Annotated in this window: 21 protein-coding genes and 1 riboswitch; of the genes, 11 read left to right on the top strand and 10 right to left on the bottom strand. The window is 55.9% G+C overall.

Annotated features, from left to right (window positions below; all coding sequences use genetic code 11):
- Positions 1-57: 57 nt before the first annotated feature.
- The 4 genes from MUN86_RS14310 to MUN86_RS14320 form a co-directional block, all read right to left on the bottom strand.
- Positions 58-1,644, bottom strand: a complete 1,587-nt coding sequence (locus MUN86_RS14310) for an N-acyl-D-amino-acid deacylase family protein (protein WP_245118708.1) — start codon at positions 1,642-1,644, stop codon at positions 58-60.
- Between the two features lie 363 nt (positions 1,645-2,007).
- A complete protein-coding gene (locus MUN86_RS14315; RefSeq protein ID WP_245118710.1) occupies positions 2,008-3,510 on the bottom strand; it encodes a protein adenylyltransferase SelO in 1,503 nt (500 codons plus the stop codon).
- Positions 3,483-3,608, bottom strand: a complete 126-nt coding sequence (locus MUN86_RS32765; RefSeq protein ID WP_280640523.1) for a hypothetical protein — start codon at positions 3,606-3,608, stop codon at positions 3,483-3,485. The genes MUN86_RS14315 and MUN86_RS32765 overlap by 28 nt, the downstream gene beginning before the upstream one ends.
- A 619-nt stretch (positions 3,609-4,227) precedes the next feature.
- Positions 4,228-5,301, bottom strand: a complete 1,074-nt coding sequence (locus MUN86_RS14320; RefSeq protein ID WP_245118712.1) for an SMP-30/gluconolactonase/LRE family protein — start codon at positions 5,299-5,301, stop codon at positions 4,228-4,230.
- Positions 5,302-5,506: 205 nt separating this feature from the next.
- Here MUN86_RS14320 and MUN86_RS14325 point away from each other — a divergent pair, with 205 nt between their 5' ends.
- From MUN86_RS14325 to MUN86_RS14340, 4 genes are all read left to right on the top strand, one after another.
- Positions 5,507-5,773 carry a hypothetical protein gene (locus MUN86_RS14325; RefSeq protein WP_245118713.1) on the top strand — a complete coding sequence of 89 codons (267 nt, stop codon included), beginning with the start codon at positions 5,507-5,509 and terminating at the stop codon, positions 5,771-5,773.
- Between the two features lie 251 nt (positions 5,774-6,024).
- Positions 6,025-9,063 (top strand): PAS domain-containing sensor histidine kinase, encoded by a 3,039-nt coding sequence (locus MUN86_RS14330; protein ID WP_245118715.1) that lies wholly within the window; start codon positions 6,025-6,027, stop codon positions 9,061-9,063.
- Positions 9,064-9,627: 564 nt separating this feature from the next.
- On the top strand, positions 9,628-10,104 hold the full coding sequence (locus tag MUN86_RS14335) for a YsnF/AvaK domain-containing protein (protein ID WP_245118716.1): 477 nt from the start codon (positions 9,628-9,630) through the stop codon (positions 10,102-10,104).
- Positions 10,105-10,127: 23 nt separating this feature from the next.
- Positions 10,128-11,021: a YsnF/AvaK domain-containing protein gene (locus MUN86_RS14340; RefSeq protein ID WP_245118718.1), complete on the top strand. Its 894-nt coding sequence runs from the start codon at positions 10,128-10,130 to the stop codon at positions 11,019-11,021.
- A 79-nt stretch (positions 11,022-11,100) separates the two neighbouring features.
- Here MUN86_RS14340 and MUN86_RS14345 read toward each other — a convergent pair whose 3' ends face one another.
- Together MUN86_RS14345 and MUN86_RS14350 are read right to left on the bottom strand one after the other, a co-directional pair.
- A complete protein-coding gene (locus tag MUN86_RS14345; RefSeq protein WP_245118719.1) occupies positions 11,101-12,291 on the bottom strand; it encodes a PLP-dependent cysteine synthase family protein in 1,191 nt (396 codons plus the stop codon).
- Positions 12,292-12,432: 141 nt separating this feature from the next.
- Positions 12,433-12,547: riboswitch (SAM riboswitch) on the bottom strand.
- Positions 12,548-12,764: 217 nt separating this feature from the next.
- Positions 12,765-13,565 (bottom strand): SDR family NAD(P)-dependent oxidoreductase, encoded by an 801-nt coding sequence (locus MUN86_RS14350; RefSeq protein ID WP_245118721.1) that lies wholly within the window; start codon positions 13,563-13,565, stop codon positions 12,765-12,767.
- A 422-nt stretch (positions 13,566-13,987) separates the two neighbouring features.
- On the opposite strand from MUN86_RS14350, the gene MUN86_RS14355 reads away from it, so the two are divergent.
- The 4 genes from MUN86_RS14355 (at position 13,988) to MUN86_RS14370 (ending at position 16,299) form a co-directional block, all read left to right on the top strand.
- Positions 13,988-14,284, top strand: coding sequence for a hypothetical protein (locus MUN86_RS14355; RefSeq protein WP_245118722.1), 297 nt, complete (start codon positions 13,988-13,990; stop codon positions 14,282-14,284).
- Between the two features lie 60 nt (positions 14,285-14,344).
- A complete protein-coding gene (locus tag MUN86_RS14360) occupies positions 14,345-14,605 on the top strand; it encodes a hypothetical protein (RefSeq protein ID WP_245118723.1) in 261 nt (86 codons plus the stop codon).
- A gap of 99 nt (positions 14,606-14,704) precedes the next feature.
- Positions 14,705-15,661: a helix-turn-helix transcriptional regulator gene (locus tag MUN86_RS14365; protein WP_245118725.1), complete on the top strand. Its 957-nt coding sequence runs from the start codon at positions 14,705-14,707 to the stop codon at positions 15,659-15,661.
- Positions 15,662-15,774: 113 nt separating this feature from the next.
- Positions 15,775-16,299 (top strand): DinB family protein, encoded by a 525-nt coding sequence (locus MUN86_RS14370; RefSeq protein ID WP_245118727.1) that lies wholly within the window; start codon positions 15,775-15,777, stop codon positions 16,297-16,299.
- Positions 16,300-16,387: 88 nt separating this feature from the next.
- Here MUN86_RS14370 and MUN86_RS14375 read toward each other — a convergent pair whose 3' ends face one another.
- Positions 16,388-16,942: a TIGR02594 family protein gene (locus MUN86_RS14375; protein WP_245118729.1), complete on the bottom strand. Its 555-nt coding sequence runs from the start codon at positions 16,940-16,942 to the stop codon at positions 16,388-16,390.
- A gap of 509 nt (positions 16,943-17,451) precedes the next feature.
- Entirely contained in the window at positions 17,452-18,474 is a 1,023-nt protein-coding gene (locus MUN86_RS14380) for a helix-turn-helix domain-containing protein (protein ID WP_245118730.1), read from the bottom strand.
- Between the two features lie 112 nt (positions 18,475-18,586).
- On the opposite strand from MUN86_RS14380, the gene MUN86_RS14385 reads away from it, so the two are divergent.
- The 3 genes from MUN86_RS14385 to MUN86_RS14395 all read left to right on the top strand — a co-directional run bounded on the left by MUN86_RS14385 (position 18,587) and on the right by MUN86_RS14395 (position 20,641).
- On the top strand, positions 18,587-19,114 hold the full coding sequence (locus MUN86_RS14385) for a nuclear transport factor 2 family protein (protein ID WP_245118731.1): 528 nt from the start codon (positions 18,587-18,589) through the stop codon (positions 19,112-19,114).
- Positions 19,115-19,343: 229 nt separating this feature from the next.
- The gene (locus tag MUN86_RS14390) at positions 19,344-19,760 is read left to right on the top strand and encodes an FAD-dependent oxidoreductase (protein ID WP_245118732.1); all 417 of its coding nucleotides are present in this window, start codon (positions 19,344-19,346) and stop codon (positions 19,758-19,760) included.
- Complete coding sequence (locus MUN86_RS14395) at positions 19,745-20,641, top strand: flavin monoamine oxidase family protein (RefSeq protein WP_245118734.1); 897 nt, start codon at positions 19,745-19,747, stop codon at positions 20,639-20,641. The genes MUN86_RS14390 and MUN86_RS14395 overlap by 16 nt, the downstream gene beginning before the upstream one ends.
- A 467-nt stretch (positions 20,642-21,108) precedes the next feature.
- Here MUN86_RS14395 and MUN86_RS14400 read toward each other — a convergent pair whose 3' ends face one another.
- Both MUN86_RS14400 and MUN86_RS14405 read right to left on the bottom strand, forming a co-directional pair.
- Entirely contained in the window at positions 21,109-21,816 is a 708-nt protein-coding gene (locus MUN86_RS14400) for a PD-(D/E)XK nuclease-like domain-containing protein (RefSeq protein ID WP_245118736.1), read from the bottom strand.
- Positions 21,817-22,472: 656 nt separating this feature from the next.
- Complete coding sequence (locus tag MUN86_RS14405; RefSeq protein ID WP_245118738.1) at positions 22,473-23,114, bottom strand: cyclase family protein; 642 nt, start codon at positions 23,112-23,114, stop codon at positions 22,473-22,475.
- Positions 23,115-23,282: the final 168 nt, after the last annotated feature.

Below are 23,282 nucleotides of genomic sequence, written 5' to 3' on the forward strand. Positions count from 1 at the left end.
GGCGCGAAATTCGACATTTATTCTTTGGCTGCTCACAGCCCGGCGATAGGGCGTTGGTTACTGCCGACCGGGGCCATAGAGCACTTGGCCGGCGCGGCGCTTGGTGTGCTGCCCTTCGCGGACGGTGAGTTGACCATTGACCAGCACGTAGCGCATGCCCACGCTGTATTGGTGCGGCTGCGTGAACGTGGACCGCTCGGCTACTTCTTTGGGGTCGAACACCACCAGGTCGGCGGCTAGGCCGGGGCGCAGAAGGCCTCGGTCGGTGAGGCCAAAGGTTTGGGCGGGCAGTGAGGTCATGCGGCGCACGGCTTCTTCCAGGCTGATGACGTGTAGTTCGCGCACATAGTGGCCGAGCACTCGGGCGTTGGACCCGTAGCCGCGCGGGTGCGGTACGCCCTCCTGCCACACCCGAATGCTGGCGTCGGAGGCTACCATGTTGAAGGGGTAACGCATGATTTGCTGCACATCGGGCTCCCCCATACCGTGGAAAACCATCCCCGCATCGTGCTGCAACACCAGGTCCAGGATGGTGCTTACCTCGGCGCGGGCTTTGTGAGGCCGGCCCATGCGCTGGTTGATGGCTTCAATGCTTAGGCCGTTGTAGCTCGGGTTGGGCGGAAAACTGGCTACCACAGCATAGCCGAAGTGACGCAGCTTCTTTTGACGCAGGCGTGTTAGCATGGCCTCCTCCACGGTTGCCCGCACTTTGGGGCGGGCCAAGCGGGCCTGGAGCGAGTCGCGGCCATCGGCTTGCACGGCGTCGGGGAGCAGGGTGCTCAGGGAAGTAGAGCTGGCGGTGTAGGGATACTGGTCGATGGTGACTTCCTGGCCGCTTTGGCGGGCGGTTTCCAGGAGTGCCAACAGGTCGGCAGCGTGGCCCCAATTCTGCTGGCCGCCTAGCTTGAGGTGCGAAATTTCCACGGGCAAGTTGGCTTCCCGCCCGATCAGCAGCGCCTCCTTAATAGCCTGTTTCACACTGTCGCCTTCATCGCGCATGTGGGTGGCGTAGAGGCCGCGGTAACGGCCGGCCACCTGGGCTAGGCGCACCAGTTCCGGCGTGCGGGTGTACGTGCCGGGAATGTAAATCAGCCCCGTCGAGATGCCTACGGCTCCGGCTTGCATGGCCTGTTCTACCAGCCTTTCCATTTGCCCTAGCTCCGTTTCGGTGGGGGCCCGGTTGGCGCGGCCCATCACGGCCTTGCGTACCGAGCCATGCCCAATCAGCGAGGCCACGTTGACGGAAAGATGCAGGCTGTCGAGGAAGGTAAAGTAGCGGCGCAAGTCGGGGCGTGAGGAACCGCAGTTGCCGGTGATAACCGTCGTTACGCCATCGTAGATGAAGTTATCGGCGGTAGGCTGACGCACTTCGTCATCTTCGATGTGGGTGTGTACATCAATGAAGCCGGGCGCCACGATGAGGCCGTGGGCGTCGAGGACGGTATCGGCGGGGTAGTCTTTGGGGAGCCGGCCCACGGCTTGGATGCGGCCGGCTTGCACGGCGACGTCGGCGTAAAACCAGGCATTGCCAGTACCATCCAACACGCGGCCGTTGCGGATAAGCAGATCGGCGCGTTGCTGTTGCGCTGTGCTCGACTGCGCCAGCAACACAGTTCCCATCCAAAATAGTACGACACGCCACATAGCCAGCTAGAGTTAAGTCTTTAGCCGGAAGATAAACGTTGCCGGGTTATTCCCCTCTTGACCTTAGCAAGCAGCAAGGCTTCTCCACATTATGAGGTCTTCGGGAAGAGGCAAGCATTCATCAGACTGCTCCTGCTATGCGTACCACGGCATCTCATGTGGTGACAGACGTTGTAATACTATTGTCATGCTGAGCTTGTCGAAGCATCTCGCTCGAATCGTTGCACAAGCATTAGCGTGTACCGCCCTAGCGAGATGCTTCGACAAGCTCAGCATGACGTTACTGTGAGAGGAATCAGCAGCCGCATGCTTCCTCCCGCTCAGCAGGCTTGAACAAGCATGCGTGTTCGGCCAGATCTTGGGTTAGGAGCTGCACGAAAGCGTCGCGCTGCCGGGTTTGTCACTGGCCCAGGCGGGACGCTTAGCGGCGAGGTCGTCGTGTTCGGGTTGTTCGTCGTAAGGGGTTTTGAGCACTTCCATCAACCGATTTAGAAACGACAGGTCGCCGGCTTCTGCGGCTTCAATGGCTTGCTGCGCGAGGTAGTTGCGTAGCACATACTTGGGGTTTGCGCGCAGCATACCTTCCCGAATAGCTTCCGCCCCAACAGATTCTTGCCGTAGCCGGTTGCTGTAACGGTGGAGCCAATCGATTAATGGTTGCTGCTGACTGCCTAGTTCGGCATAACCGGCCGCAGCCAGCAAGTCCTGGAACAAACCGTCCTCGTTGCCCGGATTTGCTACCAAGTCGTAGGCTACGTGGCAAAGGCGCCGGAAAAACAGCGTCATGTCCACCTGCGACTCCGCTAGGGCTTCGTGCAGTCTCTCGATGAGGGCGCGGTCTTCTTCCTCCGCTTGCGCGGTCAGGCCGAGCTTGCGCATCATCATTTGGTGCTGCGTGGCGGCGATGGTCGTGCGGTACTGTTCGAGTCCTTGGTTCAAGCCTTCCACATTTTCAACCATCGGGGCCAGTGCCCGCGCCAGCTGGTAGAGGTTCCAAAGGCCGACGTGGGGTTGCTGGCCGAACGCGTAGCGCCGGCTACCAAAATCGGTGGTGTTAGGCGTCCAATCGGGGTCATAAGGCTCCAACCAACCGTAAGGACCGTAGTCGATGGTAAGGCCAAGGATGGACATGTTGTCGGTGTTCATCACGCCGTGCACAAAGCCCACCGACATCCAGTGCGCAATCATGACGGCGGTACGGCGGCACACTTCCTCGAACCAGCGCAAGTACACTTCCGGGCTAGGCTCCCCAAGTTCAGGGTAATGGTGGCGAATCACGTAATCGACTATGGCGCGCAGGTTGTCCATTTCGCCGGTGGCCGTCATGATCTGGAAATTGCCGAACCGAATAAAGGTTGGGGCAACGCGCGCCACCACGGCGCCGGGCTCGGGGCGGGGATTACCATTATAGAACATGTCGCGCACCACAATGTCGCCGGTGGCTACCAAGCTCAACGCGCGGGTGGTGGGCACGCCCAAGTAATGCATGGCTTCGCTGCAAAGAAACTCCCGCAACGAGGAACGCAACACGGCCCGGCCATCGGCCCGACGCGAGTACGGCGTGGGACCGGCGCCTTTCAGCTGGATTTCCCAAGTGGAGTTATCGGTGGCCGTTACTTCGCCCAACGAAATAGCCCGTCCGTCGCCGAGTTGGCCGGCCCAGCTGCCAAACTGGTGGCCGCCGTACCGGGCCGCAAACGGCTTCATGGTGTCCGTGACGCGGTTGCCAGCCAGCGCCTCCACGGCCGGGCCGCGCTCCGGCGGACGGTGCAAGCCCAAGTAAGCGCCCAAATCATCGGACCAGGCCAGCAAATGCGGGTCGGGAACGGGCGTGGGCTCTACGCGGGAATAGTGGTAACCGGGCACTTGGCGCGGACGCTTATCGGGGCTACTTCGCCGCGCAATTCCTCCACGAAAGAGTTGTGAAAGGTAACTTGCTCTAGAGGTTCAACGTGTGTGGCCATAACTCGACGGCTAAAAGGGTGCTTGGTGGGAAAGTGAGCAGTTGAGCAATTCAGGTCGCCGCCTGCTCGGCACGGCAAGTTGGCTAACGCTGATTGGGCGCGCATGTTTCCGGTTCTTCATCTTACCTTCATAAAATCAAAAAAGGCCCGGTAGCTATTGCCAAGGCCTTTTTATTATAGCGTTGAGCTTGTCAATCAGTCAAGCTCAACGCTTGAAAACGGTATCTGAAACCGTGGTTATCGAAGCTATCCGCTCTAAGAACACATTCGAACATAGCTCGTCACGCTAAATGGAGCCGCAGTATTCTGTGTGCAAATATTGCAGAGGGCATTGTTCTGCGAAGTACCTAGTAGCGCAGCAGAAGCCTATCACTCGACTTATTACAAGCAGTATGGTCATGCTGAGCGGAGTCGAAGCATCTCGCTAGTGTAGTAACCTCAGTTGGCATCACAACGTCAGCACGCGAGATGCTTCGGCTCCGCTCAGCATGACGAGTACTACTCTAACGTCAGCGCGCGAGGTATTTCGACAAGCTCAGGATGACGGGTAGTGTAGCAATGTTATCTGTGTAACCGCAGCCGCAGATGCATTGGCAAGCGGGAGCCGAATCAAGTGGGCTTATGGCAGCTTCATTTTGTAGAGCCGAAACGGGTATTGCACTCGGTCTTGGCCATTATTCCATTTGGGGGTGCGCTCGATTTGGGCGGCCGTCACGTAGAGGTAGCCGTCGGGGCCGAGGCCGAACGAATCGGGCCAGAGCAGGCGTGGGTCGCGGGCTACGGTTTCGAAACGGCCCGCGGGCGTGACGCGGCGTATAGCGTGGTTGGGCGAATCGGTGAGGTAGACGTTGCCAGCGGCGTCGGCTATCATGCCGTGCGAAATGCCGGTTTCGCCCACTTCCTCTACCCGGGCGGCTACGTCGGCGGGCTTGAGGGTAGCATTGCGCAATACCTCCGTCTCGATGCGGTAGAGCTTGGTTTGGTTGATAGCGCGGTAGTAGAGGTACTTATAATCGGGGGTGAGGGCAATGCCGTTGACGTTGCTGCTGAAAGGCTTGTCGGCTTTGTCGCGCACTTCCTTGCCATCAATGCGCAGCACGAAACCCGGGGCCGCAGCCGTCGATTTGTGGCCTTGGAGTTGGAGGCGGCTCTTGCCGGTGCGCAGGTCCAGCACCACCAGCGCGGCCAGCTTAGGATCGGAAAGGTAGGCAACTTGGTTGCGGGTGTCCACTTGCACATCGTTGAGGCCGGACCGTTCCCGAGGCAAGTCCTCGAACCGATAACTCCGCTCCACTTTGTTGGTGGCCAAGTTGATCTTCAGCAGCTTGATGCCCGCTAGTAACGCTGGTTCATCGGCGGGGTTGGCCGGGTCGAGCACCCACAGCGCGTCAGTTTGGTCGACAAATAAGGCCTGCACGTTCACAAACCGGCTAGTAGCTTGCAATGAGTCCCACTGGTTCCATTCCGCGTTTGGATAAGGCAGTCGCTTGCCGCCTACTATTTCTGCTAGCCCATAGTCGTAATCGGTTTTGCGCTTCGGAAACGTGACGAAAATGCGGCCCCGTTGCGAAAGCGCTAGCCCGATGGGCTGGTGGCGCCCAAATTCGGCTACCTCAACTAGAGGCGTTTCGGTGCTTTGCGCAAAAACCGGTTGACCAATTAAAGCCAGGAGCAGGAAGAAGATGTATTTCACAGAAAACGAAAGTCAACGAATGTGTAAGCACACGGATGCTACTGGAAGCCCGCGTTGCGGCCGGCGCGGAACAACGCAAGCCCGGGCACCCCGAAGCAGGAACTTCGCGCTACATCGTACGCTTGAGTTCGCGCTAGGTTAAGGACGGGTCTGCAACCTTCCGGGCGACGTATGGCTAGAACTAGCAGCCTTACTTCTGCTGTTCATGTACCTTTCGCTCCTTTTATTGCTATTCTTGCTGAGTACCTTCTCCGTAACGGCGCAAAACCCAACGCCGCGGTTTATCACTACGGGCCGCATCGAGATTGTGGCGGCCGGACTTGGCCACACCCAAGACCCGGTATGGGTACCCGAAAGCAGCATGCTGCTTTTCACCGACGCCCCGACCCGCACGATATACCGCTGTTCGGCGGTAAGCGGGTTAAGCAAGTTTCTGGAACACACCGGCTACACGGGCCGCAGGTATGCGTGAAGAGTAGAAACAACCTAAACCGTAGAATGTGTAACCGGCACGTTTCCGAATGGCTCGTATATGCATTGCCGACGCAGTTGCGTTTAGGCTGGAAGCATTAACCAACACCTCGGCATGTAGCCTTTGGTGCCTTCCGCTGGCTGGCTAGACAATAACCTTTCTGCCAGCAGAGAAGTATTTCGCTGTATCCGATGAGCTTGCGTTTGCTGCCCAAGCCCTATTGGCCAGTGCTTAAAGTCGCTCACCTGGTTATGTCTATTGTGTCCTCGTCACCGGATTATCAGCTTGTATTTCGCTCCTTGCCCGGCAACTATTTGCTGTTGAACCCCGATGATACAGTAGTGGAATGTTCGGCTGGTTTTGCTCTGGTAGCGGGACGCCCACCCGCCACGCTGGTTGGTCAGGGGGTTGCGGCAGTCTGGCCAAATGCGCCCGATTTGGTTAAGCCCTTAGCTGATATGCTGGCGCAGGTGCGCCGTACCAGCCAACCGGACTCCATCTTTTTTCCCAGCGCAGGTCCCCCTACCGCCCTTTCCTCCCAGCGCCTCACGGGCACTCCCCTCTTCGATACGCAAGGCCAGCAGCTTTACATTTTGCTCGCCTTAGAGCCTGCGGCAGCATCCTTTAGTTTGCCCGATGCGCCCACCGACAGCGCTTCTTCTCTGTCGGAACTGCAGCTGCAACTCGACTCCACCAACCTGACGCTGAAGCAAGCCCTGACCAATGTGGACATACAGCGCAAGCGCCTCCACACCTTATTCATGCAGGCACCGGCTGCTATTGCCAGTTTGCTAGGGCCCGAGCATGTGCTGGAACTAGTTAATCCAGGCTTTCAACAACTAGTAGGAGCACGGCCTTTGCTTGGCAAAACCATTCGGGAGGGAATACCGGAGTTGCAAGGCCAAAGTTTCTTCGAGCTGCTCGATACTGTCTACAACACCGGTGAAACCTATTACGGGCGGGAAAAGCAAGCCTATATCGACCGGGACAACACCGGACAGCCTGCACCCTATTACTTCAATTTCATTTATCAAGCTATCCGCAACGCCGCGGACCAAGTGGAAGGAGTGCTCGTGTTTGCCTATGATGTAACCGAGCAGGTATTGGCGCGCGAGCAGCTAAAACAGAGTGAGTTGGAACTGCAAACCGTTAATGAGGAACTAGCCACTACCAACGAGGAACTGGCTACCACCAACGAAGAACTGTACGCTTCCAACGAAGAGTATCTGGCCAGCAACACCGAGCTTTCCAGCACCCAGCAGGAACTACGCATTCTCAATCAGGAACTGGAGTTGCGGGTAAAGCAACGAACTCAGGAGTTGGAATTGGCGCAGCAAGAAGCTGAGCGTCAACGAGCGCGGCTGGAACGCTTTTTCATGCAGGCACCGGCCGCCATCTGCGTGCTGGAAGGCCCCAACTTTGTGTTCGACTTAGTTAATCCGATTTATCAGCAGCTGTTCCCGCACCGGCGGTTGCTGGGCCAGCCCCTGGAAATAGCTTTGGCTGAATTGGCCGATCATACGGCCATGCACACGCTACGCCAAGTCTACAAAACCGGTATAACCCACGAAGAAAGAGAACTGCCCTTCACGGTATTGCCTAAGAATGGCGGCCCGCTGAAAACAGTGTACTTCAATTATATCCAGCAGGCCCGCCACAACGTCGAGGGGGTCATCGATGGTATATTGGTGTTTGCTTACGAAGTGACCGAGCAGGTGCAAGCCCGGCAGAAAGAAGCGCAAAGCATACGCGCGCTCGAAACCCTAACCAATACCATTCCGCACCTGGTATGGGCGAGTACGGCAACGGGCGAAACCGATTATTTCAACCAGCAATGGCATACCTACACGGGTAGCACGCTCGAAGAAGTTAAAGGCACAGGCTGGCAACAATTCATTCACCCCGACGACTTGCCCGCTGTGCAAGAGCAATGGGCGTTTGCGCTGCAAAGTGGTAAACCCTACCAGATAGAAGCCCGGCTGCGCAGCGCGGTAGGCATCTACCGCTGGTTTCTAATACGCGCTACCCCATCGCGCAACGAACAGGGCGTAATAACCAAGTGGTACGGCGCCGACACCGACATTCACGACCAGAAACGCCTAGAGCAGGCGCTGTTAGAAAGCGAGCAGTACTTCCGCGTCATGGCCGATCGGGTACCCGTAGTTATCTGGATAACCCGCGCCGATGGCCGCTGCACCTATCTCAACCAACAATGGTATGAGTACACTGGCCAAACTGAAGCGCAAGCGTTGGATTTCGGCTGGCTGGACGTTGTTCACCCAGAGGAAGCGGCGCAGGCTCGCACGGTCTTTAATGACGCAAATGCGCGCCAGGTTCCTTTTAACTTCGTGTATCGGCTCAAAGGCAAGGATGGTAGCTACCGTTGGTTTGCCGACATGAGCCAACCAAAATTCAACTCCAATGGCGAGTACGAAGGCTTTGTAGGTACTGTAGTTGATATTCATGAGCGCAAAATGGCCGAGCAGGCCCTGCGGCTCGCCAGCCAAAAACTGGCTACCACCAACAAGGAACTACGCGCGGCCAACCAGCAGAGCGAACAAGTCAACGCCGAACTGGCCCTCACCAACGAGCAACTCACTCGCATCAACCAAGACCTCGACAACTTCGTGTACACAGCTTCGCACGACCTGCGGCAGCCCGTCAACAACTTGGCGGGCGTGTTCGAAGAACTGAAGCGCAGTGCCACCTTCCACGACCCCGAGGCCGAGCAGTTAGTGGCCATGTTTGAAGGAGCCCTCAACCAGATTCACAGCACGATCCAGGGGTTAGCGGAAGTCGTGCACGTGCAGCGCCGCAACGAGGAAACCCCGCTCGAGCCAGTGGCTCTGCTCCCACTTACCAATGGCGTAATCCAGAGCATGCAAAGCCAAGTAGATGCGGCAGAAGCCGAATTTGTCTTGGATTTCGAGGCTGTGCCTTCTGTTCGGTTTGCGCAACTAAACTTGCAGAGCATCCTTTATAACTTACTCAGCAACGCCCTCAAATACGCCCACCCCGACCGCAAGCCCATAGTGCACGTCAGCAGTGAAATGACGGCAGATGGTACGCCCGTGTTAGTGGTGCAAGACAACGGCCTCGGGCTTGACATGTCGCGCTACGGCGAGGACTTGTTTAAGATGTTTCGTCGCTTCCACGACCACGTGGCCGGTTCCGGCATGGGCCTTTATCTCGTCAACCGGATTGTGCAGCAAGCCGGCGGCCATATCGAAGTCGATAGTACTGTTGGGGTCGGCACCACCTTCCGGCTTTATTTGAAAGTACCCGAGTAAGGCAGTAGCACAAGATCGAGCAATACTGCGAGCCGAGCTTCGCATCCTGGTAGCTTTGTTCATTACTGCCTAGCTCTGTATTCGCTTCAATAGCACTGGTAATTCATTTAAGCTATTCGGAAGGCTAAAAGCTCACGGAGTGTATTAGCCGCTGGCTTTGGCGTCGGTTCATTGAACTGCTTAGCCCTTGTAGAAGGCTCGTTTAGCAGGCCTATGGTTAGCATATATAGCCCCCGGCCTCCATTATGGAATGGCCTTTTAGGACTACTGCCGTAAAAGCAAAAACTTCTGTTTTACGCGGCTATGCAGCATATGTTAAGCCCGAATTTTTTATTTCAGCTAAGAAAGCGAGTTAGCACTTACTCATCATGGAATAATTTAAATTACTTATCGTCGAGTTTAAACAAGTGAAAAAGGTTCTTACAATACCTTCATGTAAGTTTTAAGCTCAATAATAAGAGTTTAACTATACTTGTTTAATACAGAAATTATTTATTAATCAACAAAATTCCCATATAAAATACTTGAAACTCACCATTTGGCTCGGCGTATAGCCTCATCCAAATGGATACCACAACCGACTCTTTATCCGCCGACACCTCTGGTCGGCTTCCTAATGCTCCTCTAACCACTCCTATAGTGGTGCCCGTAATAGAGGAACAAGCTGTAGTTCACCGCGAAGTGGTGGAAAGCGGCCGGGTGCGCCTATCCAAAATTGTGCACGAGCACGAAGAGGCTATTAACCTCGCTTTGCAACACGAAGAAGTGAATGTAGAGCGTGTACCTCTCAACCAATATGTAGCGGATGAGGCTACCGCTCCTGTTGTTCGCTACGAAGGCGACACCCTGGTCATTCCGGTGGTGCGCGAAGTAGTGGTGAAGCGCTTACTCCTTGTAGAGGAGTTGCGTGTGACCAAGCACCGGGTTGAAACCCAAGAAACACAAACTGTAACTCTGCGCAGCGAGCAGATACAGGTCGAGCGCATTGCGCCCGATGGTACAACGTCTTCCCTTCCCAATTCCCTTAACCAAACACTTTAATCGTTCACTAATCTTCCAAAGCAATGAGCCAGACAGTAGTAGGAATTTTCGACACAGCCGCCGAAGCGCAGAATGCAGCCCAACAACTCCAAGCCGCTGGTTTTAGCCTCGACCACGTAGACGTATCTAACCGCAGCGCCCAATCCACTTCGGGTTCCGACTCAAGCAATTACACCAATACGAGCGGTACTGCTACCGAAGGCGTTGCTGATGCAGCAGGCCGCACCGGTGACGGTATTGGCAACTTCTTCAGCAACCTGTTCGGTGGCGACGAGTACGACGATACGCAGCGCTACTCACACGTAGCTCGCTCGGCGGGTTCTATTGTAACGGTACACGCTCATTCAGCTGAAAATGCACACCAGGCAGCCGAAATTTTGGACGCCGCTGGTGCCATCGACGTAAACGAGCGCGCCACGCAATCGGGCTACCAGTCTTCGGGCGGTCAGGCGTATGCTGAAACCAACAGCAACACCGGTACCGAAGGCATGTCGGCCAAGGTTATCGAAGAAAACCTGCAGGTAGGCAAGCGGGTAGAGCAAACGGGCGGTGCTCGTCTGCGTAGCCGCATCGTAGAGCGCCCTGTAGAAGCTAGCGTTCGTTTGCGCGAAGAGCACGTAACGGTGCAGCGTAACCCAGTAAACCGCCCAGCTACCGAAGCTGACTTCAATACCTTTAAAGAAGGCGACATTGAAGTAACTGAAAGCGCTGAGCGCGCCGTAGTAGGCAAAGAAGCTCGCGTGGTAGAAGAAGTAACCCTCGGCAAAGAAGTAACCGAGCGTGAAGAAACCATCCACGACACCGTACGCAAAACCGAAGTAGACGTGGAGCGCATCGAAGGCACCACGGGTACGACCGGTACTACTGGCACCACCGGTACTGCTTACGACGCCGACGACACGACGACCCGCCGCTAGTACAAAGAGTTTGATAGAACGCAAAAAGGTGACCCACATGGGTCACCTTTTTTGTTGTGTCCTTGCCTTGCGCCGCTCCTCACACCACCGCAAGGCGGCTGATGGGCTGGTAGCGCGTAAACTCTATTTCGGGAGCCAAATACCCCGCGCGCACGGGCTCTTCGCGCAACAAATCGGTGCTCAGGTACTTTTTGTTGCTGTCGCAGAGTAGCGTAACCACGGTAGCATCCGGCCCGAGTTCTGCGGCCAGCCGAATTGCCCCAATAACGTTGGCCCCCGACGAAATGCCAACCGCTAAGCCGAGCTGCGTGGCTAGTTTTTGCGCCATCAAAATAGCATCGCCATCGTTGGCTTGCACCACCGCATCAAGCTTGTCGAGGCGCACGAGGGCCGGAATGAACTCGTCGGAGATGCCTTGAATGCGGTGCGAGCCCACTTTGTAGCCCGTAGTAAGCGTGGGTGACTCAGCGGGCTCTAAGGGATGAATCCGTACTGCCGGGTTCTTGCTTCGCAAATAGCTACCAACCCCCATCACGGTGCCGCCCGTGCCCACCCCCGCCACGAAAGCATTGGGGGTGCGCCCCAGGCCGTTAAGCTGCTGCCATATCTCGACGCCCGTGGTGCGGGCATGCGCTTGGGCATTGAGCTTGTTTTCGAATTGCCGGGGCAGAAACACATCCGTGCGCGAAGCAGCTATTTCTTCGGCCAACTGGATGCTGCCCAAAAAGCCGCCTTGGGCTTTGCTAATCAAGGTTATTTCGGCGCCCAAGCTCCGAATAATGTTGACTCGTTCGGCGCTCAGCCAGTCGGGCATCAGGATGCGGACTGGGTGGCCAAGGGCCCGGCCAATGGCGGCAAAGGCAATGCCGGTATTGCCGCTAGTGGCCTCCACTATAGTGTCGCCCGGCTTGATTTCGCCTCTTTTGTACGCTTCCTGCAAGATATGCAACGCCATCCGATCCTTGAGGCTGCCCGTCAGGTTATAGTGCTCACACTTCACGTAGATGCGGCCGGGCAGGCCCTGGTAATGGTAGTGCAGTTCCAGCATGGGCGTGTTGCCTACCAAATGCCACAAGTGGTTGAACTTCTCGGCTAGCTCCGGCGACAAACAACAAGCCGTGGCCGGATGCTCTAATTCTTCTGCCCGGACGGCCTTAGAACTTGGAAGGAACTCTGCTCCTGCCGCAGACGACCACCGGGCAGAAGTAGCGCGGACGCCAGTGAGAAAAGAAACGGGTACAGCTTGAGGAGCGCAGGTAGCAACGGACATAACGGCAAGAGTTAAGTAGTGGACAACACGTAAACCGCCTCTTTTTCCGCAAGCACTCGATCAAGAAAGCTTATCGAAAGAGCATAAAAAAAGCCCTCCCGACAAGTCAGAAGAGCAGCACCTTTTCGATGAGCATCTTTCAACTTATCTTCTCCCAAACCGGCCGCAGCCGCCTCAGAACAGGATTTAGCACCTGGTATTTCTACTGGTTGCTAAGGCATCATAGGGCCTGTCCCTCCGCCTTTCTTGATAAGTGCTCCGGTGAAGGAGCGTGCCGTAAATATAGGCAAGCACCATTACTGCGCAAGAGGCTGTTGTAAAAAAGCCTTATTTATATACTTCCATCTGCGCAACATTAAGTGCGGCAAGAATGAGGCTACCGGCCATCCAACCCAACAACAAAAGAGGCTCTAGCATCTGCTAGAGCCTCTTTTATCTATCAACTAACTCGTAGCAGATGCTGAAGATAAGTGCTACTTGCTTTCGTCTACGGGCTTGCCTTGCTCGTGCATATTAGCGGCCACCATATCGTCGGGCATGAGGTTGCTGCTGTAAACCATGGCCTTGTTTTTCAGGCCCGAAATGATTTTGTCTTTACCAGCTAGCAGGGCCTCGTAACCGTCTTTGGCCACTTCGGCGGGGTCGGCTTTGCTGCCTTCCGCAACTAGCTTCGACTGGTTCATGTCGGCTTTGTTGAAGAAGTCGGTGTCGGTTACGCCGGGCAGTAGGGCCGTGATGGTTACGCCCTTGTCTTTGGTTTCCTCCCGGATGGCTTCCGTAAACGACGTCACAAAGGCCTTGGTGCCGTGGTACACTGCTTGCAGCGGGCCTGGCAGCTCACCCCCAATGCTCGATACTTGCAAAATCTTGCCGTCTCCGCGGGCTACCATTTCTTTCAGGAAGCATTTGGTTAAGACCACATAGGCACCGATGTTGAGTTGAATGATGTCCAGTTCCCGGTAAATATCGGTTTCCACGAACTCACCGTATTGGCCTTGGCCAGCGTCATTCACTAGCGCATCAATCTGAATACCTAAGCCTTGTACCTGCTCGTAAACTTGAAATGGCGCTTCGCGCTGAAACAAGTCCCGGGCGATAGGCACCACCTCTATTCCGTACTGTTGCCGAAATTCGGTGGCTTTGTTTTCCAGTTCCTGCTCGTTGCGGGCCACCAACACCAGGTTGTAGTGGTCTTGCGCGAAAAGCTTGGCCAGCTCGTAGCCAATGCCGCTGGTGGCCCCTGTTATGAGGGCGTATTTTTGGTTGTCTGTCATAGCGTTTTGGTTGTTGGATTCGGTCAGGTTTTAGTTTACGACTAGTGGCTAATCCTCGTTCTGCACATCGGAAAGGCATGGAGTAGCGTATAAGAGAGCAAGAGAGGAACAAGCTGAACTGTGGTTTATTGGGGGCAGCAACTTAGAGGAGTGTCAGCAAGAGTAGGTAATGGGTTTAGCAGCCTAGCAGGGCAGTCCAGGCGTTCTGCCGCCTTTGTGTTACACCGTATTTTTCACTGAATAAACACGCGCGCCAGCCAAACGAACATCCATTCTACCAAGCAGAAAAATCAGGGTTTGCCTAAGTGGAAACCCGTAGAAATCCGGGACCTAAACATCCAGCTTCGGTCGTTGATGCTACTGTCTTTGCCCTTCTATTTTGGGGCCTTGTTCGCGTACCACTCTCCTACCAACCAGACTCCATGTTCACACCTATTCAAGGGCCAATCGCCGCTCTGCAACTTCATTTGGTTCCTGCTGGTCGCCGTTTAGATTTTGAAATCGTACCCGGTTGCTTTGCTTACGTCTACCGCCGCCAGCATCAGCAAGCGTGGCAGTGCGTAGCTCGCAATGCGTGCAGCCCCTACTTCGACCATACCCCTATCTCTAGGGATTCGCAACCCGAATACGTAGTTTGCTATTGCGATGCGGCGGGCACTATCAAGGCGGCTACCTCCATTGCGGCGCCGCCTGCAACAACACCTCAGCATACAGCTTAGCACAGGCCACGCCGAAACGCTCCCGTTGCTTTTTCTCTTATCACTCCAAACACCAGCGCTATGACCACTTCTTCCAGCCCCGACATCAATCCAACTCAATTGCTACGCTACACCGTGCAGGTAAGTGGTTTGGACACGCCCGAGCGCATCGGTGAGGCGCGCGAGCAGCTCACGAACTTAGGGCTGCTAGTAGACCGTATCGAACAAGGCGAAATAGAAGTTGCCGTAAGCCAAGGGGTCAATCCAGGGGCGGATGGCATCCAGAATACATTGGAAGCGGCAGGCTTTTTCGTAACTAATATCCAGGCCGACGCCAGTTAAAACCCGTCTATTAGCCAAAGCAGTGAATCTGCCGAGGCATTCTACTTACTAGCCATTGCTGCCTCTAAACTGGCTGGCAATGGCTATTTTGCTGGGGCTATGAATCGTTTCGACCGAATAACGGCTATTCTGATACAGCTCCAAGCCCGGCGCATGGTAAAGGGGCAAGACCTGGCGGAGCGGTTTGGGGTAAGCCTACGCACGATTTACCGCGACCTGCGCACCTTAGAAGAAGCCGGCGTGCCGCTGTGCGGCGAAGCAGGGGTTGGCTATTCCCTGGCCGAAGGCTACCGACTGCCGCCCGTCATGTTCACGCGCGAAGAAGCCACCGCCCTCGTCACTGCCGAAAAGCTGGTGGTGCAGCTCACCGACGCTCATACCGCACAGCTCAGCCGGGGCGCCATGGACAAGCTGCGCGCCGTGCTGCGCCGCACCGACCGGGATTATATCGAAGAAGTAAGCCCGCGCATCACTATTCTGGCGAGCCGGACGCAGCCAACGGCCATGCCGTTGGCCGCCAACGTTCATCAACTCCTGCTTACGGGCATCGTGAGCCGGCAGGTGGTTTCGCTGGATTATCGGGCGGGCTACCACGGCGCGCCCACCCAGCGCGAGGTCGAGCCTATTGGCATCTATTTCGGGCAGAACTGGCACGTCGTAGCGTTTTGCCGCCTGCGCCAAGAATACCGCGACTTCCGCCTCGACCGGATAGCGCAGCTCCGCCTCCTCGACGAGCAGTTTGCGCCCCGCCCCGAAACGCTGCACTCGTACTGGCAGCAGCTAGCGGAGCGGCGCCAGCAGTACCCGGCCGTCGTGCGCTTCGCGCCGGGAGCCTTGCCTCATTTCGAAGAAAACAAGCATTACTTCGGTTGGGCACACGAGCAAACCCTACCCGATGGCTGGCTGGAAGTGACCTTCCTGACGGGTCAGTTGCAGAGTTTGGCTTGCTGGCTGTTGCTCTTCACCGGCCGGGCCAAAGTGGTGTCGCCGCCAACTTTGCAGCAGCAATTGCGCGAACTGGCCGTGGCCGCCTACGAGTGTTTTGGGAAGGAATAGCTAATGCAAAAGAAGGCTTCAAAAAAAGTTGAGTACCCGCATTTCCTACTGACATAGGGCTGTCAGTAGGGGCTAGTACGTTTGGGGTATCATTCACCAAACCCCATTCAGCCATGCTTACCGACACGCTAGCCCCCCTCGCCCAGACCCTGGTAGCCGAGCTCGACGACGAGTTGCAAACCACCCGCCGTGTGCTGGCCCGTGCCCCCGAAGCGCACTTCAGCTGGCAGCCCCACCCCAAGTCCATGACTCTCGGGCACTTGACTTCACACATCACCGACCTGATGGGCGGCATTGCCCACACCCTCCACACCACCGAGGTGGACCTGGCTCATTTTCTGGAACAGGAGGAACATCCTGCCACCACCACTGCCGAGCTACTCTTGCGCCTCGATACCAATGGAGCCGCTGCCCGCGACGCCCTTAGCATCGCCACCCCCGACGATTTCGAGCAGCTCTGGACCATGCGCCACGGCGACCAAGTATTGATGACCAACACCCGGGCTGAAGTTGTTCGGCACCTCATTAGCCACATGGCGCACCACCGCGGCCAGCTCAGCGTGTACCTGCGCCTACTGGATGTACCCGTGCCTGCTATCTACGGCCCCTCCGCCGACGAGCAGATGTTTCAGGGCTAACTATTTAACTACTTGAAATCAGGTTCAAGCCCCAGTTACCACGCGTAGCTGGGGCTTGAGCGTCTGCTTAACTATTGATGCCTGCCTATTAAGCTTCGCTGTGCGACATGACGCCCGTGGCAGCCAGATGGACGGGGCGCACGTTGGCGGGTTGCACCTTATAACTAGGGCGTCGGGCCGTGTAAAGGCGTTGTTTCGGCATGCGGGTCACGCACACACAGTCGCCTTGGTTGCCGCCGAGTACGTGGTAGGCGGTTTCGTCTTCGCCCACATACAGCCCCACGTGCCCGGCGCGGCTACCATTGGCAGTGCGGCGCACAAACACCAGTACGTCGCCGAGCATGGGTGTCTTCGTGAACACACCAAACGTGCCCCAGTTCAGCGCCCACAGAGGGTCTTTCACCGGCGACTTGGCCGCCCGCTTGGCCACCACGGCCATAAAGAGCCCGCACCACGGAATGCTGTCGGCCACGTACATCTGCGCGACACTTTTGAGGCCTGTCTCTTGTGCCCAACGGATAATGGTGGGGTTGTTGGCAGCTCCTGCCAACTCGACGGTACCTAACTCGGCCAACGCTTCTTTAATCATGCGCGGACCAGTTTCTTCTCTCAACCACTGATATTTTTGGGGAAGCGTTGCCATGGCATAAGGCGGTAAATACTAGATATCAACACAACTGGTCAGCAGCATCCAGATTATCCAAAGCCTCTTGCAATCCAGACGATTGTATAATATTAAAAAAAATTAATATTTAAAGCAATATCTGTTTTTCGTATCACGCTGTGTGGGCACTACAAGTGCAAGGGCTTTACAAAATACCGTCCTGCTAAACGCATTCGAAGCATCTAGCACTAATGCTGCAACACTATCGGGACGTCATGCTGAGCGGAGCCGCAGGCGCAGTCGAAGCATCTCGCGTGCTGACGCAGGAGTAGTAAATGACTTTACCACCCTAGCGAGATGCTTCGGCTGCGCTCAGCATGACTTTATATCTGCGAGGTCCCACTGAAAGGTCAGCACGCGAGATGCTTCAACAGGCTTAGTATGACCAGTTAGTGTGGCAACGGCAGCATGGCTAGATGGCTCCGGCGGGCTCAGCATGATGGTCTTTATGCTTCATATTTCTCCGGCCATACCTAATGTATTATCAATCAGGCAGGCAACGCGCTACGCTTCTGATAGCCGCCCGGCGTGTGGCCGGTCCAGCGTTTGAAAGCCCTTGAAAAAGCGCTTAACTCGTTGTAGCCAAGCATGTACGACACCTCTTTGAGAGGATGCGCGCTGGTGTGCAAGTAGTGCAGCGCTAATTCCTTGCGCACGTCGTCGGCTAACTGCTGGTAGGTAAGGTTTTCCTCGCGCAGCTTGCGCTGCATGTTACGGACGCTGGTGTTGAAGTTGGCTGCAATGTCTTCCAATGATGGGATGCCCATGTTGGCATTGGCCAGCAGATACCGGGTTATTCTGGTGCCTATCGGTTGGCGCTCCGCGAAGGTTGTTTGCGCCGAAGCGGCCTTCTCGAGCAGCAACCGCTGCAACTCGTAATTGGCCGTGAGGATGGGCTCGTGCCAATAACGCTCATCGAAAACTAGGGCTATATCGTCGGCCGGGGTTATCGTGTCGCAGCGCAGTACCCGTTGGTACTCGGGTAGTTCGGCGGCGCTGACTTGCAGGCGTACTTGCCGAGGCTGGATTTTGGCTAGCACTAGCCCGTTGACTTCGTGCAGTAGCAACGCTAGCAGCACATCCCGCAGCTGCCGAGCCACAAACGCGTCTTCGTGCTCTTGCTTGGGCATGGGTACTAGCTGCACTTCAAACGCGGTAGCCGTGGGGCGCACTTCCATCAGGAACAAGTCGGTGAGCAGGTGAATGTAGGCGGCCGCATGCGTCAGGGCTTCGCCCACGGTGCGGCTGCTACGCACCAGCTCACCGACGATGCCTAGCGCGGCTACTTGCAGCGCTTCACCTAAGTGTAGCCCTAGAAGCTCGTCGCGGCTTAGATGCACCGCGTTGCGCCACAAGTCACTCATTTGCTTGGCTGTAGGAGTAGTGCCTTGGCTCTGCTTTAGCGCTTCAAACTCGATGCCGGCTAGTTGGCACAGCCGGGTTATGGGCACGTCTTTTTGTGCGGCGTAGGCTAGCAATTGCAGGGCCACTCGTTGCTGATTGTCTTGCATGCTTCGAAGATATCGGTTGGTGCTAGGACGTGCACACGCTTGTCGTAAAATGGTAAGAGGTTGGCGCACAAGGATAAGATGGTCGGTTAGGGGCTGCTCTACCTTCGCTGTCATGGAAACACTCACTATCGCGCTGCTGGTGGCTGTAAACGGCCTCCTAGCGCCACCATCTCCCAAGGTTGCTTCTCACCAAGCTGCCTATTCTTCCTTTCTCATTTCTTCACCCCAACCCCTTACCTCCATGGAACAGAAAGCCGAGCAAACCGTCCGCGAATTCCTTACCGCCGTGCAGAAAGGCGACCAAGCGAAATTCGCCTCCTCGCTCCACGACAACGTTGAGTGGCTACAACCCGGCAACAACAAATTTTCGGGTCCTAAAAAGTCGAAAGCAGAAGTGTTTCAGATGGTAGGCGGCATGTACGAAATGTCGGCCAATACGCTGGCGCTTACCGCCGTCGATGTGATGGCCGTGAACGGCAACCGGGTGGCTTGCCTGCTGCACTGGAAAGGCGCCCAGCCTCCCGGCGACGTGCTAGACGTCGATAACATCGATGTATACACCGTGGAAAACGGCCAGATCACCCAAGCCACTGTGTACTCCGCCGACTTGGCGCAGGAAGACCGGTTTTGGGGCAAGTAAGTTGTACTAGTTGGTTGTGTTTCGACCCTGGCAGATCCTACCGCGGCGCTTCGTGGGGTCTGCCAGGGTTTGTGTATGCAAGTTGTTATAAGTATTGATGGGTAAGAACTGCTGCTATTCAATTTTATAGTGGGTTAATCTGCTAGCAGCCAGCACTGAACCTTGAATTTTGCGCGTAGCCCCAACATTTACCGGCTTGGGGCGGTAGCTAGCGCATAAAACAAGTTGTATGACTGATACAGTGCTTATTATTGGAGCTGGCGCCGCCGGATTGTATGCCGCTCGTACGCTAGCCCAGGCCGGCCGCCGCGTGGTAGTACTAGAAGCCCGCAACCGCCCCGGCGGCCGGATTCACACCTTTACCGATGTTGGTTTTTCAGCCCCTACTGAGGCGGGAGCCGAATTTATGCACGGCGCCGTGCCCCTGACACGGGGTTTGCTCGACGAAGCGGACCTAACCAACTTCCCCACCACCGGTACCACGTACCAAGTAATTAAGGGGCATCTCCACGAATCAGAAGATTTTATTCAGGAGGTGCCGCAGCTACTCGAACAGTTGCACGCTCTGCCCCACGATATGCCGCTGGCTGAGTTTCTTACTGAACACTTCGGCGAGGAACAGTACGCCCCATGCGCGAGCAGGTAACGCGCTTTGCCGAAGGCTACGACGCGGCCGATGCCCAACGGGCTAGCTCGTTTGCGTTGCGCGAAGAACTAAGTGGCGGCGGCTTCGACGATTCGCCTCACCCCGAAGGCACTTACGGCAACCTGATTGCGCGGCTGGTAACGGATGTAGAAAAAGCGGGTGGCACGTTCCACTTCGCTACTGCTGTTCGAGAAATTCGGTGGCAGGCCGGCCACGTTGAGGTTCACACCACCGACGGGCGCAGCTTCCAAGCGGCGCAGGCGCTGCTTACGGTACCGCTCGGCATCTGGCAAGCCCCGGCCGATAGTCCGAGCTATATTCGGATTGCGCCAGAGTTGCCCAAGCACCGGGCAGCGGCGGCTAGTTTGGGCTACGGAGCCGTTATCAAAGTGCTGCTAGAGTTCAAGGACACTTTCTGGCAGCAAGCCTCGCCCCAATTAACGCAACCGATGCCCGATTTGAGCTTTCTGTTTTCGGATGCGCCCTTTCCTACTTGGTGGTCGCAGTTGCCCGACCCGCGCCCCTTGCTCACGGGCTGGCTGGCGGGCCCCGCCGCCACTCGCCTCCGTGCCACCCCCGACGAAACACTGCTTGCACAGGCACTGGACTCATTGGCTAGTCTGCTTGGTACCACGCCTGCGTTTTTGCGCAGTCAGCTTGTGGCACACCGCGTTGTCAATTGGGCTGCTGACCCGTATGCGCTTGGGGCGTATGCTTATACCACTGTGGGGGCCAGCGAAGGACGAGCAACGCTGGCTACTCCGGTTGTCAATACGCTTTTCATTGCCGGGGAAGGTGTATATGATGGGCCCTACATTGGCACTGTGGAAGCCGCTTTTACCAGCGGGGCCGATGCGGCCCACCAAATCCTGAACCCGTAAAAGGCTTGCTGCCTAGTTGCCTGCAAAAAAGAAACAGGTGGAGAAGTACGGCCGCCGAGCCTGCTTCCCCACCTGCGCTGTTTCGGGTGCACTTGGCTTGCTTTGCAACGAGCTTCGCGCATCCCCCAGCTGTTTTCTTCAACAACCTTTTTAGGTTGCTTTACTTTTGCGCCTTGCCCTAGAATAGAAGCTAGGGCAGCAGGCATAAAAAAAGCCTTCCAGGTGAGTGGAAGGCTTTCAAAGGAAAATCACTTGATGATTTTATATTTCCAATGGTGCAATAGCCTTCCAAGCTCGAACCGAATTATTGTTCGAGTTATTAATAGGAAGATTATTGCAGAAAAGACGCATTGGGCTATTCGTTTTGCTGTTGTCTACGCAAGTATAAATTTCGAGTTAAGCAATTGCAAGCAAAATCTCGAATACTTTATCAACAGGGCCCTAAGAGCGTGTCGTTATATATGCTTCTATTCGTCTCCTAGCAACGAGTCGCGCACCTCGCGGATGGCCCCGGCAACGGCGCTTGGCACTAGCGTGTCGGGGTGCAGGAGTTTGAGGAGCCGCAGGTATTTGCTGCGTCCCTCAGCCAGCATATGCGGGGGCACCTCAATCACGAACAAGCTAAACGGCTCCACTTTCTGCACGCCTACTAGCAAGAAACGGTCGGCGTTCAGCGCATCGGAGTAGAAAGCAGCTTGGCGGTCGTAATCGTAGCCAGTGCACTGCGAGTAGAAGTGGTCATGGTCGCGGGCCAGGGTGGTTTTGAAATCCACGATGGTGTAGGGTTGGCCGGGCTGGTCGATGATCAGGTCGGCGCGGAGCTTGCAAAGGGTGCCCGTGGTGGGCTCGGTGAAGATGCAGCTCGGCTCGGGCATACCGATTTCCAGTAGCTTGCTTAGCTCCGGATTGAGTTTCACGCCATCTACCATCCACCAAATCAAACTATCGTTGATGCCCGGCAAACCTGGCTCATACAAATCGGGCTCTAGCAGTGCGGTATGGAAAGCCGTGCCCAAGCCTAAAGCGCCCTGCGAACTACTGGAGCGGGGTGGGCGGCCATGCAGGGCATCGCGCAGCCGCGACAGGTCGGAGTTGGCAATGGCAGGTAGTGCTCGGTAGTCGTCGTAGGGGACGCGTAGCAGCTCGGGACGCGGGGTAGGATTTGGTTCAGTCACGGGGAAGCAACAACGAATGTCCTGAAAAGGCTCCGGTGGAAAGGAGGGTTATAATGACGGATGATAAGGCTTTTTCAGGAAAGTGGGGAAACGCACACCGGTTCTACCGTTCAGCTGTGTAGATAAGGGGTTTATGGTCAGTTTATAAATAATACTTACACGCCTAACTTATTAAGTTAAGAATGTCACCTGTCATGGTTTTACTCCTGCTTTTACCGTGTTATTCTACTTCCTGAATTGATAAAGCAGCCTTTGTTTCCTTGCCGTAACGTTCATGTCTAACCTAGCTTCCATTTGTTAAGTCATCTAGCGTGCCGCCTTTGTCAACACCACTGAAAGTCATGCTGAAATAATAGTCCTGCTGAGCTTGCCGAAGCATCTCGCTTGAACCGTTATCAAACTAGCCCGTCATGCTGAGCGGAGTCGAAGCATCTCGCTCGAGTCGTTGAGTTTAGCACCACAACGTCAGCACGCGAGATGCTTCGACTCCGCTCAGCATGACCGGTAGTGTTGCAACCTCAGCACGCGAGATGCTTCGGCGGCGCTCAGCAGGATGGTTGTTACTTGGTTTTAATGCGGCTTAACCCTCCTTTACTATTAGTCAACTGGAGATGATAACTTACTGTCCAGGCTTTTGTGGAGCGACATTTTCCTTTTTAAATAGATACTGCGTCACTGCTTAGCCGGGGCCGGGCGATGACACGGGCGGGGGCGCCATCAGCACCGCTAATTTTTAGGGGTAGGCACACAAGGTCATAGAGGCCGGGCTCTACGTGTTGCAGCGCCAAGCCCTCAATGATGCTGATGCCCGCTTTGAGCAAAATATTGTGCGTGTCGGCGGGGCCTACGGACAGATAATCGACGCCAACGCACACTACGCCTTGCTCGCGCAGCCACTCGGCCGCATCGGCACGGACGCGCACAAAATCGGGGTTGAAGGGAGCTTGGGCCCACTCCTGGTCGGAGTTGCGGGTTTTGAAAAGTAGTCGTTCGCCTGGTTGCAACAGCAAGCCTTCTAGTTCTTCACGCGTAATGAAGTGTGGGTCTTGAATGGCTACCACGTGCGCCGGTCCGATAAGTGTGTTCAGGTCCAGCGCGGCCACGTCGGCACCATCATCGAGAAAGTGCAGCGCGGCATCGACGTGAGTGGCCGTGTGCACGCTAAGGCTCATTTCCGTCACGTTGGCGGCATCACCGCGCTGGATGCTCAGCGTCTTTTTGATGTGGACCGGGGCGTTGTCGGGCCAATAGGCCATGCCATCGGAAATCGGGGTAGTGAGGTCAAGCCAGCCGGACATACGAAGTAGTGTATAGCCCCAACTTCGGGTTGGAGCGTAGGTCAGAAGTAGCGCGAAGCTTCCGCTGCGCGCGTTGTTGCACGGTATCGGTTACGGACGAGCACGACTGCACGTTCGATAGAAAACGCAGCTAATTTCTTTGATTACCAACAGCGGTATGCTCGTTTG

This window comes from Hymenobacter volaticus, from assembly GCF_022921055.1.
GTDB lineage: Bacteria > Bacteroidota > Bacteroidia > Cytophagales > Hymenobacteraceae > Hymenobacter > Hymenobacter volaticus.

Excerpts from the sequence above, each read along its gene's own strand:
- MUN86_RS14310 (WP_245118708.1), bottom strand. The coding sequence starts at position 1,644 with ATGTGGCGTGTCGTACTATTTTGGATGGGAACTGTGTTGCTGGCGCAG.
- MUN86_RS32765 (WP_280640523.1), bottom strand. The coding sequence starts at position 3,608 with ATGGCCACACACGTTGAACCTCTAGAGCAAGTTACCTTTCACAACTCT.
- MUN86_RS14325 (WP_245118713.1), top strand. The coding sequence starts at position 5,507 with ATGTACCTTTCGCTCCTTTTATTGCTATTCTTGCTGAGTACCTTCTCC.
- MUN86_RS14330 (WP_245118715.1), top strand. The coding sequence starts at position 6,025 with ATGTCTATTGTGTCCTCGTCACCGGATTATCAGCTTGTATTTCGCTCC.
- MUN86_RS14335 (WP_245118716.1), top strand. The coding sequence starts at position 9,628 with ATGGATACCACAACCGACTCTTTATCCGCCGACACCTCTGGTCGGCTT.
- MUN86_RS14340 (WP_245118718.1), top strand. The coding sequence starts at position 10,128 with ATGAGCCAGACAGTAGTAGGAATTTTCGACACAGCCGCCGAAGCGCAG.
- MUN86_RS14345 (WP_245118719.1), bottom strand. The coding sequence starts at position 12,291 with ATGTCCGTTGCTACCTGCGCTCCTCAAGCTGTACCCGTTTCTTTTCTC.
- MUN86_RS14350 (WP_245118721.1), bottom strand. The coding sequence starts at position 13,565 with ATGACAGACAACCAAAAATACGCCCTCATAACAGGGGCCACCAGCGGC.
- MUN86_RS14355 (WP_245118722.1), top strand. The coding sequence starts at position 13,988 with ATGTTCACACCTATTCAAGGGCCAATCGCCGCTCTGCAACTTCATTTG.
- MUN86_RS14360 (WP_245118723.1), top strand. The coding sequence starts at position 14,345 with ATGACCACTTCTTCCAGCCCCGACATCAATCCAACTCAATTGCTACGC.
- MUN86_RS14365 (WP_245118725.1), top strand. The coding sequence starts at position 14,705 with ATGAATCGTTTCGACCGAATAACGGCTATTCTGATACAGCTCCAAGCC.
- MUN86_RS14370 (WP_245118727.1), top strand. The coding sequence starts at position 15,775 with ATGCTTACCGACACGCTAGCCCCCCTCGCCCAGACCCTGGTAGCCGAG.
- MUN86_RS14375 (WP_245118729.1), bottom strand. The coding sequence starts at position 16,942 with ATGGCAACGCTTCCCCAAAAATATCAGTGGTTGAGAGAAGAAACTGGT.
- MUN86_RS14380 (WP_245118730.1), bottom strand. The coding sequence starts at position 18,474 with ATGCAAGACAATCAGCAACGAGTGGCCCTGCAATTGCTAGCCTACGCC.
- MUN86_RS14385 (WP_245118731.1), top strand. The coding sequence starts at position 18,587 with ATGGAAACACTCACTATCGCGCTGCTGGTGGCTGTAAACGGCCTCCTA.
- MUN86_RS14390 (WP_245118732.1), top strand. The coding sequence starts at position 19,344 with ATGACTGATACAGTGCTTATTATTGGAGCTGGCGCCGCCGGATTGTAT.
- MUN86_RS14395 (WP_245118734.1), top strand. The coding sequence starts at position 19,745 with ATGCGCGAGCAGGTAACGCGCTTTGCCGAAGGCTACGACGCGGCCGAT.
- MUN86_RS14405 (WP_245118738.1), bottom strand. The coding sequence starts at position 23,114 with ATGTCCGGCTGGCTTGACCTCACTACCCCGATTTCCGATGGCATGGCC.